The organism is Paracoccus wurundjeri, assembly GCF_030678915.1.
In the GTDB taxonomy this organism is placed as follows: Bacteria; Pseudomonadota; Alphaproteobacteria; order Rhodobacterales; family Rhodobacteraceae; genus Paracoccus; species Paracoccus onubensis_A.
The window spans coordinates 79166-93405 of sequence record NZ_JAUUTZ010000004.1; the positions used below are offsets into that span (position 1 = coordinate 79166).

Below are 14240 nucleotides of genomic sequence, written 5' to 3' on the forward strand. Positions count from 1 at the left end.
GCGGTGGGACGATGCCTACAGAATACTTGCGCAATATGTGAAAGAGCATCCGAAGGACGCAAAGCGAAGGCGCGAACTGGGGCTACTGGCCTATCGCAGCGGTTCGTGGGGAGAGCGCGCCTCTGCCATCCGGGGACTGAATGATTTTCGCCAGGACAAAAAGGCCCAAGAGGCATTTGCAGCTGTCAGTTCCTTTTTTAAGGCCTGTTCTGTTTCTCTTACATCTCGGGCGGATATAGGGCGCCGCACAAACCTGCAAAGCCCGGCATCCGTGTTCCGGCATGTTCTAACCTCTTGTCCCCCGACGCAGGCCGGAAACCGGGAGGGGGTCGTCATGATTGCGCCGTCGCTTGCTGGTGGAGGGGCGGAAAGGATCGCCGCCACGATCTGCGGCGATCTTTCGGCCAGGGGCAAGCCCGTGGAAATGGCGATCTATGATGTCGACGGCAAGACCGGTCGCGATCCTCTGTTCTATTTGCCGATGACGGGTCTTGATCGGGAAGACATCCGGGTGCTGGATCTGACCGCGCCTCTGCGGGAGCCTTTCTGCTGGCTGCCTCCGAATCTGTCCCACAAGTCGCAGGCCATCCATGATTTCCTGATGTGGCGTCGCCCGCATACACTATATTTGACGCTGGACATGGTAAATCTGGCAGGGGGTTTTGCGGGGTTGCTTGCGGGCGTTCCGAACATCATTCTGCATTCTCATAACCAACGGCCTTCGGATGTATATGCAGGCCTCGGGATGGAGGGATGGGCTGCCGCTTATCAGGCATTGCTTGAACGAGACGAAATTCGCATGATTGCGGTCAGCCAAACCGTTGCCGAGGATTACGCCGACTGGACCGATACCCGGTCTGACCGGATCGAAATCGTTCGGAATGGTCTTGATCTACAACAGCTCCTACGTCCGGACAAACCGTTTCTCGAGACCTTCAGATCTGAACTCGGTATTCCTCGAAAATCATTGATCGTAGGAACGGCCTTTCGCTTCGAAGAGGTCAAGCGTCCCGACCTTTGGCTTCGAATGGCCGGGCGCGTCGTCAAGAAAAGACCGGATGTCCATTTCGTTCTTTTCGGTGAAGGCGCGCTTCTTGAAAGGGAGCGGTTGCGATGCCGGGATTTCGGGATTGAGAAGCAGGTTCATTTCACGGGGCATGTGAACGATCTTTATCATCGGTTGCCCCTTCTGGATATCTTTGTTCTGTCATCCCGGTCAGAGGGACTTCCGAACGTCCTGCTGGAAGCGCAGGCAGGAGGCGCAATTCCTGTTACTTTCGATGTGGGAGGCTGCCGGGAGGCGATGAATGACGGCGTAACGGGTCTTTTGGTTCGCGAGCAGTCGGACGAAGCTCTGGCCCGCGCCGTTCTGAAAGCATTGAACGATCCGGAATGGCGACGCGCGGCGACGAAGGCAGGAAGGAAGTTTGTCCGCAGTCATTTCTCGGTCAATCGCATGCTTTCCGCCTTCAACAGGTTCTTGAGTGCTGCCGAATCCGGCGTTAACCGGCCTATCCATTCACTTGGCGGGCATAGGACAGAATAAGGAAATAACTATTGGAACGTCTTAACCTCGCGCTTCCTTACAGCCCGACCGAATTCGCCATCCACAGTCTGCGCTATCTTCCGTTGCGGGGCGTCGTGGCGGGCAAGCGCGTTCTTGATATCGCTTGCGGCGAGGGCCTGGGGACATCGTTGATCAGCAAATGGGGGGCTGCTCAGGTGGTTGGCGTCGATGTTGCGGAGACTGCGATTTCCGCCGCCAGGGCACGTTTGCTGGAAAGAGAAAAAACGAATGTCGAATTCGTCCGCGACGATGCGATCAGTTATCTCGAAAGGACAACAGAGGATTTCGACATCATCATCAGTGCGGAAACCATAGAGCATCTGGAAGATCCCCGCCGCTTTCTGGAATTGTGCAGATCGCGCCTGACAACAGACGGAAGTTTCGTGGTTACATGCCCCAATGACCACTACTATTATGGTGGCGGGCAGACGATGAACAGATATCATCTAGCCAGCTATCGGTTTGAAGATTTCAAGGCATTGGCGGAAGATGTTCTGGGCGCCGGAGAATGGGCCCTTGGGGCGCCACTTAGCGGTTTCGGGCTGTTTCCGCTGGCGATCACCGAATTGGATGCCGGTGATTACAGGGACGCGTTGATGCGGCGGCGGGGGATGGGCGGCGAAACCGTTCCTGTGCCGGACGTGGCGCGGAATGGCCTGACGCCAGTCAATTCTCTGTTCTATCTGGGAGTTTGGGGATCTTTGCCGCTTCGCCGGGCATTTGGTGTCGCTATCCCCCGTGGATCGAATTATCGGCTGGGCGATTTGCGCAGTGTATCGGAAGATATCGCGCAAGGTGCTGTTCGCCGCATGGCTCTGGTGCATGATGGTGAGATCACTGCAGACGAGGTCACTGCGCTTCGTAACCTGCTGAGAGGAAAATATACCGTCGAGGCTTTCGCATGGGCCGGCGACGCCAGGGCGCTGGGGACGGCGCTTCTGAATGGACCGATATTCGACAATATTCACTTCGAAACCCCGGCGGCTTTTGAGGCCGTGGCAGAATGGATGATCATGTCGGCGCCGATGCCCGAGTTTCTGGACCGGTATGGTGCGCGCTGGTCTGCGGCGACTCTGACGGTGCGCCCGGATATACAATATCCGTCCGACCACAATCTGGCTTTTGCGGATGGAGCGTTGGGACGGGCCGCCGCAATACGCAAAGCGCGGACAGCTACGGGGGACCGCGCGGTGCTCTGGTGTGCGGAAGCATCAATCACCGGAAGCCCGGATGCCACAGCGCCGGCCGCTGCGCATCGCATTGCAGTGGTCATGCCCGCCCACGCAGAATGTGATTCCGTGCATGCGCTGATTGCTGCCGCCCAGGCGAAGGCCGGATTGACGGGACTGACCATCATACCCATCGATGCCGGTGCGCCGCCGCAGAAGATCATATCCAGCCTGGCGGAAGCAGATGCATTGCTGTGCCTTGACGGGGCAGGGACCGCGCGCCGCGCCGCAGAGCACGCTATTCGCCATGGGCTTGCAGTGATGATGCCGTCTACACATCCGCTGGCCTCTATACTGGGAGATGCCCAGAAGCCGCTGGTGATGGTGCAGCCGGATGTGATCGCGTTGGATCATGCGCTTAAGGTAATCTATCTGGAACCTCGTGCCAGAAGCCGTATCCGGGCCGAGAACCTGGCGCTGGCCGAGCATATGACCACGAATGCCCGAGGTGTTTTCTGGACTCGGGCGCTTGCGCAGGCGCAACTGTCATGCAATCGATACGGTGCTCCATTGCGGGCGGCGGTGCTGAAGGCCGCAGCGCAGGTTACCCGATCCGTTCCCCCAATCAATCTGCTTGCAATCGAGGCGGAACGCGACGCGCTGCGGGCCGAGTGTGAACGTCTGCGCCGCAGAGTTCATGACAACCCGCAATAGAGGATTTTGTCACATGTGGCGAAGCGGATCATCTGTAGTGGAAGCGTGCCCGCAAAGCTTCGTTATGCCGGGCATGTATGGGGAGATATTGGTTTTATTCATGCCGTTTACATTGGCGATAATCCTCTGAAAACCGGATGATACAGACATTCTCGATTGATTCATCGCACAACTTGAACGATACAAAACAGGCTTTGGCAGCATAAGATGGGAAGGAAGCAAAGACGTGCGTTCGGTGATATATGATGGCGGCGACCTATGCGTTCTTCTCTCCTCCTGTGGCGCGGATAAAGGTGTCATAACCTTTGGTTCGTGGCTGCGGCAGCCGCTTCAAGATCGCCCGGCCACGGCTGCCAAGGGGTTCGGTGATGGCGTCTTCGTAAACCGTGGGGTTGACGAACTGCACATCGTTCCGCGCCGGAACCACTGGTATCAAAGTGCCGAGATGGCCGAGGTCGAGCGTCTGGCGCGCTCCTTTGCGTCCTCTCGGAAGGTGGTGACATATGGTTCCAGCATGGGCGGTTACGGAGCTGCCCTTATGTCTGCGCAACTGGGTGTGCCCGCCGTGTCTCTGGCACCTCAATTCACGCTCGATGCCGGAATTGTTCCATGGGAGACCAGATGGCGCGAAGACGTGCGGATGATCGAGAGCTTCGATACAGACGCGATGACACGCCGGGGACCTGCCAGCGGATATCTTTTCTATGATCCGTTCACGGGGCTTGATGCGAGGCAGGCCAATCTGTTTCGTGGATGTTCCAATCTCACTTTCGTTCCCTGTCCGTTTTCAGGCCACGCCACGAGTTCACTGGTCAATCGTATCTATTCCCTCAGGCGGCTCGTTCTCGAGGTGCTCGAGGGAACCTTCTCGGTCTCGGAATTTGTTGAGACGCGCCGCAACTCCGGACGGGAGCGAGACGATATGTATGTGGCGATGCTTTATGTTCAGGCCGTTACCAGAAAGAAGCCCGCGGTCGAAGCATGGGCCGGGAAGCGCCTGAAGGGCCTTGAGGGTCAGCTTGGCGCCAAATCGCTTCGCACGCTGTTTTCGTTCGAGCTGCGCCGTGGGCGCAAGGATCTAGCGGCAGGATGGGCTGAAGCCGCGTCACAGCTTTCTCCTGCGACGGCCGGCGACTGTTTCATTGCGGCGAAGCTGGCGGCCCATGCCAAGCTGTATGACAAGGCACGCGAAATCCTTTGTCACGGCCTGTCTATCGCGCCGGCAAATGCCGCTCTCAAGCAGGAACTCGCTTCCCTCGCATGAGGTGGAATGGATATCTCGATCTCAAGAAAATCACCACAAAACGCCGGGGGCATTCGATTGCGCGGCGTTGAATTGCCGAGGGATGCGCATGCCGGAAACCTCGCCTTGCGGTTGTCCGGCATCTTACGTACAGATAGGCGACATTTGCAAGCAAGGTGAATATATGGAAGATTTTCTCAAGGAAATGAGAGAGATCGTCGGGCTTCCCGAGCCCGCCATTGCTCGCAACATGCCCGACCCATTGACCTTTGATACACAAGGGCAGGGCTTCAGAGATGGTTTCATGAAATCGGCCATTCTGTGCACGGCGCGGTCAGGCAGCTCTCTTCTTTCGGTTGCGCTGGAGGCCTATGGTTTTCAGTTCCGGGAATATCTGAACACCGGCGATCTGCTGAAGAGAGTGGTACAAAATGCAGGGGTGACATATACCTCGGATCTGGCGCGTCCCTTCGAAGAGTTCGCGACGCAAGACGGGCGCATGTCGATCAAGATGCCTCCTCTTGGCCTCGTTTTCCTTTTCATGATGGGCGAGTTTCCGAAAAATCTGGATCGGTGGCGTTTCGTTTATCTTCGCCGGCAAAATCTGGTTCGTCAGGCCATCTCGGGGGCCGTTGCGCGGCGTACGGGTCAATGGACACATGTGATGGCGGCAAGATCCGAAATTTCTGACGATGATTATTCGTTTGAAGAAATTCTTCGGATCCTGAACTCGGCTAACCAGGAAAACCGCATGATCGAGCGTTTTATCGGTATGCTCGGGCTTCCGGTCTATAATGTCATTTACGAAGAGTTCGTCACCAACCAGAAGGCGGTTCTTGCTGAAATCGCGTCTTTTTTTGGCTGCGACCTGAACGATTATCCTGAAGCCGCGAACCACAAGCCCTGGATCGAGCGACAATCCACCGATTTAAACAAACGGTGGGAGGATCGTTTTCGCGAAGATCTTCTGAAGCGGCTTGGCACAGAGGCGACGATTGCCTGAAGCGATTGAGGGCGAGGATCACACCGATAATTCGGTGCTGATCCCTCGCTCGGTCGCGATTTGCATCAGTTCTTCGGCATTCTCGACCATGTCCGATAGTTTCGTCGATCCGAATTTACCGCTTGTCACTTTGAAATCATAGGCCGGAATTCCTGCCTCCGCCAGAATTTCGGTAATGACGCTTTTCATATCTTCGACCAGCTGCTCGTAAAAAAAGCTTTTGGCTCCGGCGTCTTGTGTGATCTCCGCAATGTTATCGCGGCCCCTCTCGATATTCGCGAATGCTGCCTTCAGGTTCAGCGGATTGATAAAGGGGCGAAACTGCACTTCGAGCCCTTTGGGAATGGACCACGAACGTGTCTCGCCCTTTTCAGCGGCTTCATTCACCCATGCCCTTGTCCGTAGCGCCGAAACCGCCGTTGCAAGATCATCATGCCGGTCGAGGATGAGATAATTCGGTGAGAACCCGGCCATGTAATCCTTGAATGCTGCGGCGTCCCCAAGCGCGTTCGCATTGAGGTTGAGGAATATCCGTTCCTCATTGCTTTTGCCTATATGTTCGCGCATCCACTCCAGTTGCGCGGGCCAGACATCCGGCTGCGTGCCGCCCCCACCGATCACCTTTGTCCGGACGGCTGTAAGCGGTTCATTCCAAACCCGGCAGGAGCGGGATTTCTGGACGATACTGTTAACCAGATTACTGCCGACACGGCCCCATGGCATGAGAAGCACAGTGATTTGTGGCATCAGGTATTCCTATTAACTTCAAGTGAATTCCAGAGCGATGTCAGCCCTTTGCGAAGATCCGTCTGTGCTTGAAAGCCAAGCTCGTTATATGCCAGCTCCGGACTGCCCAGCGACATGCGGATATCTCCGGCGCGCGGCTCGACATGGGATATTTCGGTCGTGCCACGACCTGCCACGCTGTCGATCTCTTTTGCCAGATCAAGCAACGTTTTCTCGGATCCCGTACAAAGATTGTAGACTGACGCTCCGCCGGTATCCGCAGCCCTGCCACGCGCGCTGACCAGCCCCCTGGCAATATCACCCACATAGATGAAATCGCGGCTTTGCAACCCGTCACCAAAGACCGTATGCGGCATGTCTGCTGCGCGGTTGGCGCAGAATTTCGAGATCACTCCGGCATAGGGCGAACGAGGATCTTGCCGTGGACCGTAGACGTTGAAGAAGCGAAGTCCAGCCGATCGCAGCCCGTGGATCTCTGCCATCGCGCGGGCCTGATGCTCGCAGCCCAGCTTGTCGGCGCCATAGGGAGAGATCGGCATCGGCAGGCTGTCTTCGCGGCATTCCGACCCGGAACGGTTGCCGTAGATCGCCGCCGATGAGGCATATACGACCGGTATCCCTTTTGTTGCGGCGGCACGAAACAGCCCGATCGTGCCGCCCAGGTTGATTCGATGCCCCAAATCCCAGTTGCTTATGCATTCCTGCACGATCACAAGCGCGGCAAGGTGAAAAACGCTATCCACATCGCGCACCAGATCGGCGACCAGCTCTGTGTCAAGGATGTCGCCTTCTACCAGCCGGGCTCCCGCAGGCACGTTCTCTCGCGCGCCGCTGGAAAGGTTGTCGAGGATTACAACTTCCTCGCCATCGGCAAGCAGGCGATCGGCAAGGTGACTGCCGATAAAGCCGGCGCCGCCGGTCACAAGCGTCTTACGTGTCATTGCAGTCCTTTTTTGTCTTGCCGCCGGCTGTCCGAGCCGGCTGGCCTCCGTAAACGAGCTGATGCAGGGCGGTGACCATCCGGTCGAGAGAAAAGATCTCACGCACGAAGCCCATTCCGGCGCGCTTCATCTTCAACAGGCGACGGCGGTTCGTCAGCAGCCCTGTGACTTCGGCCGCAAGAGCATCGGCGGTTTTGTCCGAGACGATAAGGCCGGTGCGCCCCGGCATCATCGTCTCGCTACAGCCGCCAACGCCAAAGGCGACCGGTACGACGCCTGCCGCTTGCGCCTCGATCAGTACGTTCGGAAAGCCTTCGGATCGCGAGGAGAGCATCAGGATATCGAACACCGGCAGCCGGTGAGCAAGATCCGAAACACGGCCGGGGAAATGTACGCAATCACCAAGCCCCAATTCCTCGGCATATGCGCGGGAAGCCTCTAACAGTGCTCCATCGCCATAAAGGATGAAGTGGGTCTTCGGCACCGCCTCGCGGATCTGGCGCGCGGCATCCAGCCAGACCAGCGGCTGTTTGACTTCCGTAAAACGCAATGCGGCGCCCACTACGGGGCTGCGCAGGGGGATACCCAACTCCCGCCGGATGCTGCGCGGGAGATCATCATCTTGTGACTCGTCTATGGTGGAAAAATCGACGCCATTATGGATCACCGTCACCCGGCAATCTGCAGGGTTCACTTTGCACCAGCCAAGGTAATCGTCCACAGCGGCCTGGGCCACGTTGATATACTGGACATTGGGCCGGGCCAGTAGCGCCCGGAATGCGCGGTCCCACCCAAAAGACAGGCGATCGTCACCATGAAGGTTCGGCGGGCTCATATTATGGCAATGCAGGACGATTTCCGGCACCCCCGCCATGACTGCGGCAATGCCTCCGGCAATGATCGCCTCGTCCAGAGTTATATAAAGGACACGGGGCCGTACCCGCATCAGGTCATCATAAATGGCCTGCGCCCGCTGTGCATAAAAGGGCGGCAGCCAGCAGAAGGGTTCGCCGGGTTTCTGGACGGGATCGATGATATGCAATTCATCTTCGCAAAGCCCGGTCAACGGAAGATAAAACAGCGCATTACCAGCCGCACCATCAGTCTTGGAAAATAGCCATAGCTGCGGGCTTTCATCGGATTCCATCCTGCGAAACCCCTGGAGCATCGTGGCGACGATCCGTTCTGCGCCGCCTCCGGCCAAAGAGCCCGTCAGAAGCACGACTCCTTGCCGCGCGTCCATATCCGGCGGCGGTGCGTGTTCCATTGCGTATTCATAAACCGCGCCGGGCGTCTCGAGCAATTCCTGCTGTATGATAAGGTCATCGGGTGAGGCGGAAGATAGCCCTTGTGCGGTCCGGAAGCGTTGAAACAAGTCCAGGATCTCATTGCTGCGGGCATTTCCTTCGATCGATGCCAGGGCCAGAATTTCGTTGCAGTATCGTCCCCAACGTCCGGTCTGCATTGCAGCCGTGGCGCGCAGAACAAGAGCCGGCTTATGAGACGGATATAGCGCAAGATGCGCCGAGGCCTCTTGCAGCGCGGTATGATGATCGCGTTCGCGCCGGGCGAGTTGAGCGCGAAAGAAATGCCGTTCTGGCGACGCCTCTATCAGACTGTCGCGCAGATTGACCGCTTCGACACGTTCCGATGAGGTCACATCGGGCGAGGCAAGAAGGACGTCGGTCGCCGTAAAGACGGGCTGCAATTGAACGCTGCCTTCTCGCTTCGCGACATCCAGCACCAAGCGCGCCACTCGCAATTCATCCCCGGTTGTTTTGGCAAGATCCAGCGCATGTGAGGGAAAAAATGGTCGGTCCGGATGAAGCGGGATCAGCCTGCATGCCAGATCAATAGCATTTCTTTCATCTACTTCCTTGATGGCGAGCCAATGTGCCCGTGCCTTGGGAAACGGGAGCCGTTCTAAGTTCACGTTTTCGTTAGACAACATAGGGTTCCCAAATGGAAATGGACTAAAATCTCATGGTCGGCATACATCTGTGGGGGGAAAGCAAACTAAAATAAAACCTTCGGCGACTGCGTCGGGGCAAGTGCATGTCACCCTAGTCGCCGCTTGGTGACCCTTTTATGACCGGTATCCTCGTCCCTTTCAAGCTCACGATGCTTTCGTCTACCCATCAGAAGGGCACCGCAAGATTGAGGCAGTTTCCCGCGTAACGCGATATGGAAGCATGGCCGATACACGCCTCTATCGTGGCCGCAACTTCCCGCTATTCATGCCCTTTGGCTATGTTTCCGGCCTCTGCTGAGCCTTCGGATGGTCGCAAATCTTCTGACCAAACGCAGCATCATCCTGTCGCGTCGGACGATACGGGTTTGGGCGGAACAGGTGTGGACCGGAAAATCCGGCGGAAATTCGCGCAAATGACCCGCCGTTGGTTTGACCGGCAAACTTCGCGCATCCGGCGGCAAAGCGCGGGATCGTGCCGGGGGCGGACCTTGCTCGTACAGGAGCTTGAATGACCTAAATGTCAGCGGACGGGTATATGAGACGCCGATGCAACATCCGATCCTCCTCATGATGCCCGTTTTTGATTAAAGTGAGCGGCGCAGATTGCTCTGCGTCGCTCTTGTTTTGAAATTTATTTTCAAATTAATGATGAAATGTCTTCGTTAAATTTCAATTATGAATATAAATATGGTGAGTTATTGCTGCGTATAAGGGAAATTAAAATCAAAAATTTCCCATATGGATGATTTAGAATTTTCAGAATGATTAATTTTCAACATCTCCTTTCGCGAATGTGTCAGAGATTTTTTGCTGTGTCACGCATAAACAAAAAACTAGTTAACCTACACCCGGTACATACTCACCAATTGGCATGTTTCTGTAAAGTCCATTTGCTAAATAAATAACTCCGAATTGTTCCAAATTTGAAACAAATATCATTTTATTTGGTCCGAATTCTCTTGGTGGTTCAGAGCCGGAATGAGGTGTAAATCGGATGCAAGCGCTGCCCCATCGGCTCTTCCATATCGGCATTGTCGTGCCGCAGGCCGGTAAGGGCTGGTTTCGGTGTGTTCACAATTGATCTCAACGGATTAACAGCAACGAATCTGCGTGAGCATTTTCAAACCACCCCGATTCGGATTAAGCTGGACCCATGAACAAGCCAGAGGCTGCGCCCATGTGTTTTTCGCTGTGCTCTTCCACTCATCACCCGATCAACTGCATAGTTCCGCCTCATATGTTGCGGGTTTTGGCGCTGCGCGGCGATGAGAAAACCGCCCAGATGGCCCGCAGCCTGCTGAAGCAGACAGAGAAACTGCGCGATGATCGGGCAGGGCAGGTTACGCCGCCATTACCGGTCAGGACGGATGCGCTCGGCGGACCTGCGCTTGACGATGCCGGAAAGATTTGTTGTCCGGATCGCCGTATTCATGACGGCGAATACAAAGCTGCCTTGCCCGGCAAGCTGGTCCGCAGCGAAGGCGACCCGCCCTCGGGTATCGAGGATGCCGATCTTGCTTACGACGGCGCGGGTCAGGTATTTTCGCTTTTTGCCGAAGAATATGGCCGCAACTCGCTGGACGGTTCGGGCATGCCGCTGATTGCCTCTGTACATCATCGCCGGAACTACAACAACGCTTTCTGGGATGGCAGCCAGATGGCCTATGGCACCGGCGACGGCAAACTGTTCCGCAGCTTTCTGGAGCTTTCCGTCATCGGGCACGAGATGGCGCATGGCGTTATCCAGCATTCGGGCGGGCTGGTCTACGAGAATCAGGCTGGGGCGTTGAATGAAAGCATCGCCGATGTGTTCGGCAGTCTCACGCTGCAACGCAGCCTTGGTCAGCAGGTGCATGAAGCCGACTGGCTGATCGGCCGTGGCATCCTTGGCCCTGATATCAATGGCGTGGCGCTGCGCAGCATGAAGGCGCCCGGCACCGCCTATTCGGACGATCTGCTGGGGCAGGATCCGCAGCCATGGCACATGGACGGATTCGTCTCGACCGGCGAGGACAATGGCGGTGTGCATATCAATTCAGGCATCCCCAACCATGCCTTTTACCTATTCTGCAATTATATCGGCGGCAAGTCGTGGGAATTGCCGGGTCGCGTCTGGTATCGTGCGCTTGAGCGGCTGAACAACCCGATGGCCTCATTTGCGGAATGGGCGCGGCAGACAATGGATGCGGCGACGGAACTGGCAGGTCTGGGCAGTTCCGAGACCGCGATGCTGAGGCGGGCATGGAAACTTGTCGGAATCGGCATCTGAACCTACATTCGGCACAGGCGGAACTTTACAGGCAAAAAGGTCATGCTCATTGAAATCGACGCTCAGGGAGGATTTGGCGGCATTGCCGCGTCGGCTCTGCACAAGCGGATCGATGTGGATGCACAGGCCGAGCCGACCCGGCAAGAGCTGAATGACGCTTTCCGCCCGGCAGAGCTGCAGCGCCTGGCTGCCCGCGATTGCGGAGATTGTGCCGACCGGGTGACCTATCATATCACCGTTACGATCGAGGGGCGCGGCAGCCGCAGCTTTACCCTGCGCGAAGATCAATTGCCGCCCGAGATGCTGGATCTGATCGACCGCTTCTAGAACAGCCCGCCCGTCCCGAATGCTTCCGGTTGAGTGCGAGTGATCACAGCGACTCGATGACCTGATCTCGCAGATATGCGGCCAAACGCTGCGTAGCATCACTGCGACTGCCCCAATCATCTGCAATCTCGCCCAGATAAGCGCGTCGCGCATAGTCCAGTGTCGAAGCATCCCGGTTCTGAATTTGCGGGATTGCCCAAATGGCCGCCGCATCTTTCGTGACGAATTCTCCGGTGCTGGCCGTGCGCCACATCCTCGCAAGCGTCAGCAGGACATTGCGCTCGTCCCCGTGTATTCCGCCCAGTAACGCCGGTAGCGCATCGCCTATGGCTCGCCGGACATATTTCTGCGGAATTTCGGGCAGAAGCTTATCCGCGCCTGCGCCGAACAGAGGGATGGCATCCTGGCGCGCCTGCGCCAGAACCAGCGTATGCTCGGGATCCTGCGTGGGCATTGGCCTTTCACCAGCCTCGAAACCGTCGCGTAGCCATTCGCCATAGATAAACTCTGCCCGCGCCGGGTAAGCGGCGCGGGCAAGGTCAGATCGGCGAAACAACATGACTTCAAGGCAGCGGGCGCCTCCTGCAGTGGCTGGATGGCGACCGGAAATCCGCAGCAGAGCCGTCAGCAGCCCGTCGCGCTGATCTTCAGTCAGGTTGCGCTCTGTAATGGCCAGAAGATCGATGTCGCTTTGTGGCTGAAGACGGCCCGAAACCGCCGATCCATGCAGATACACAGCCAGCAGCGTATCCCCAAGGACGCTATGCAGGGCCGCCAACGCGGTCTGAATCTGCTCGGACATGTCAGAAATAGGCTCCGGCGAATCAGATGACCCGGACGGTTAACTCTCCCAGGCCGGCAATGCTGCCTGTCATCACGTCGCCCTTCTTGACCGCGCCTACGCCGGCAGGTGTGCCGGTCATGATCAGGTCGCCGGGCTGAAGGTCGAAATACTGGGAAAGGATCGCGATCATCTCGGGAATCTTCCATATCATCTGGTTCAGATCGCCTGATTGCCTGCGTTCGTTATTGATGTCCAGCGTGATTTCACCCTCGGTCGGATGGCCGATCTCGGATGCCGGACTCAGCGGGCCGCAGGGGCCAGACTGCTCGAAACTCTTGCCGACTTCCCATGGGCGGCCCATTTTCTTCGCCTCACCCTGCAGATCGCGGCGCGTCATGTCGAGACCGATACCGTAGCCCCATACATGATCAAGGGCCGTCTCCTGGGGAATATTCCGCCCTCCCTGTTTCAACGCGACGATCAGTTCGATTTCGTGATGCACATCCTCGGTCATCGGAGGATAGGCGAAGGTTCCGTCAGAGGTCAGGTTACCCGGGCTTTTGAAGAAGAAGAAGGGTGGCTCGCGATCAGGGTCGTGCCCCATTTCTACGGCATGCGCGGCATAGTTTCGTCCGATGCAAAAGACCCGATTGACTGGAAAGACCTTGTCGCTGCCTGCGACCGGCAGGCTGGCCACGGGTGGGGGCGAGATCACGAATTCGGGTGAGATTTGACGAGTATCGGGCATCAGTTTCTTTCTCCTGCATAATATTGAATGCGTTTTTCAAGGCGTGCGACCAGTTCGGCAAGGGATAATGCGCAAGCAAAAAGCAGAAGAACAAGCGCCCAGAAATGGGCCATCTGGAAATTCTGCTGATAAAGCGAAAACAACGCTCCGACACCGATGATCGAGACGAGAAGCTGACCAATCACAACGCCTTTCACGCCACGGATCATTCCAAGCCGGATACCGGCCAATATCTCGGGCAATGCGGCCAGGAAGATGATCTTGAACAGCTCGGACCATGAGGCGCCGAAAGACCGGGACATCTCCAGCAGCGAAGGCGCGACATGCCGGACGCCCGCGCGTGTGTCCAGCACGATGATCCATACCGCGAACATGAAGACCGTCACGACCACCGTCGGCGTTCCCAGCCCGAACAGGATCATGAAGACTGGCACCAACGCGGATAGAGGCGCCGAAAGGAAAGTGTTCACCCACATGTTCAGAAGCTTGTCGGCAGTCCGGGAAAGCCCCATGAGAAAGCCAAGCGGGATCCCCAGAACAAGCGCAAGCGCCAGCCCCAGAAGATAGGATATGACCGTTATCCTGATCGCCTCTGCGAAGCTGCGGGAAGTCACGACCTCGCCCATCGCCGCGATCACTTCGGTGAAGGGCGGAAACAGCATGACCAGACCGAAGCGACCAACGATTTCCCAAAGGATGACCCAGACGATCAGCGAGGCCATCTTGGGCACATGATGTCCGTAAAGGGTCATTACA

Annotated in this window: 12 protein-coding genes; 6 read left to right on the forward strand and 6 right to left on the reverse strand. The window is 56.8% G+C overall.

What is annotated here, in order from left to right:
• Nucleotides 1–334: 334 nt before the first annotated feature.
• The 4 genes from Q0601_RS05690 (at nucleotide 335) to Q0601_RS05705 (ending at nucleotide 5696) form a co-directional block, all read left to right on the forward strand.
• Nucleotides 335–1546 carry a glycosyltransferase gene (locus tag Q0601_RS05690; RefSeq protein WP_305288044.1) on the forward strand — a complete coding sequence of 404 codons (1212 nt, stop codon included), beginning with the start codon at nucleotides 335–337 and terminating at the stop codon, nucleotides 1544–1546.
• A gap of 11 nt (nucleotides 1547–1557) precedes the next feature.
• Nucleotides 1558–3450, forward strand: coding sequence for a class I SAM-dependent methyltransferase (locus tag Q0601_RS05695; RefSeq protein ID WP_305288046.1), 1893 nt, complete (start codon nucleotides 1558–1560; stop codon nucleotides 3448–3450).
• Nucleotides 3451–3676: 226 nt separating this feature from the next.
• Nucleotides 3677–4714, forward strand: coding sequence for a hypothetical protein (locus Q0601_RS05700; protein ID WP_305288048.1), 1038 nt, complete (start codon nucleotides 3677–3679; stop codon nucleotides 4712–4714).
• 1 nt (nucleotide 4715) lies between these two features.
• Nucleotides 4716–5696: a Stf0 family sulfotransferase gene (locus Q0601_RS05705; protein WP_305288050.1), complete on the forward strand. Its 981-nt coding sequence runs from the start codon at nucleotides 4716–4718 to the stop codon at nucleotides 5694–5696.
• Between the two features lie 18 nt (nucleotides 5697–5714).
• Here the strand turns inward: Q0601_RS05705 and Q0601_RS05710 are convergent, their stop codons facing one another.
• From Q0601_RS05710 to Q0601_RS05720, 3 genes are read right to left on the reverse strand one after another with little or no spacing between them, the layout of a single operon-like run.
• Nucleotides 5715–6443 carry a hypothetical protein gene (locus tag Q0601_RS05710; protein WP_305288052.1) on the reverse strand — a complete coding sequence of 243 codons (729 nt, stop codon included), beginning with the start codon at nucleotides 6441–6443 and terminating at the stop codon, nucleotides 5715–5717.
• Nucleotides 6443–7384 (reverse strand): NAD-dependent epimerase/dehydratase family protein, encoded by a 942-nt coding sequence (locus Q0601_RS05715; protein ID WP_305288054.1) that lies wholly within the window; start codon nucleotides 7382–7384, stop codon nucleotides 6443–6445. Before Q0601_RS05715 ends, Q0601_RS05710 begins: the two co-directional genes overlap by 1 nt.
• Nucleotides 7374–9140: a glycosyltransferase gene (locus Q0601_RS05720; protein ID WP_305288057.1), complete on the reverse strand. Its 1767-nt coding sequence runs from the start codon at nucleotides 9138–9140 to the stop codon at nucleotides 7374–7376. The genes Q0601_RS05715 and Q0601_RS05720 overlap by 11 nt, the downstream gene beginning before the upstream one ends.
• A gap of 1498 nt (nucleotides 9141–10638) precedes the next feature.
• On the opposite strand from Q0601_RS05720, the gene Q0601_RS05725 reads away from it, so the two are divergent.
• Nucleotides 10639–11625: a M4 family metallopeptidase gene (locus Q0601_RS05725; protein WP_305288058.1), complete on the forward strand. Its 987-nt coding sequence runs from the start codon at nucleotides 10639–10641 to the stop codon at nucleotides 11623–11625.
• Nucleotides 11626–11667: 42 nt separating this feature from the next.
• Nucleotides 11668–11952, forward strand: coding sequence for a protealysin inhibitor emfourin (locus Q0601_RS05730; RefSeq protein WP_119749991.1), 285 nt, complete (start codon nucleotides 11668–11670; stop codon nucleotides 11950–11952).
• Nucleotides 11953–11995: 43 nt separating this feature from the next.
• On the opposite strand, the gene Q0601_RS05735 is transcribed toward Q0601_RS05730, so the two are convergent.
• The 3 genes from Q0601_RS05735 to Q0601_RS05745 are packed head-to-tail and all read right to left on the reverse strand — an operon-like array spanning nucleotide 11996 to nucleotide 14236.
• Nucleotides 11996–12754 (reverse strand): aminoglycoside adenylyltransferase family protein, encoded by a 759-nt coding sequence (locus Q0601_RS05735; RefSeq protein ID WP_305288063.1) that lies wholly within the window; start codon nucleotides 12752–12754, stop codon nucleotides 11996–11998.
• Nucleotides 12755–12776: 22 nt separating this feature from the next.
• On the reverse strand, nucleotides 12777–13484 hold the full coding sequence (locus Q0601_RS05740) for a fumarylacetoacetate hydrolase family protein (RefSeq protein WP_305288065.1): 708 nt from the start codon (nucleotides 13482–13484) through the stop codon (nucleotides 12777–12779).
• Entirely contained in the window at nucleotides 13484–14236 is a 753-nt protein-coding gene (locus Q0601_RS05745) for an ABC transporter permease (RefSeq protein ID WP_305288066.1), read from the reverse strand. Before Q0601_RS05745 ends, Q0601_RS05740 begins: the two co-directional genes overlap by 1 nt.
• Between the last annotated feature and the right edge of the window lie 4 nt (nucleotides 14237–14240).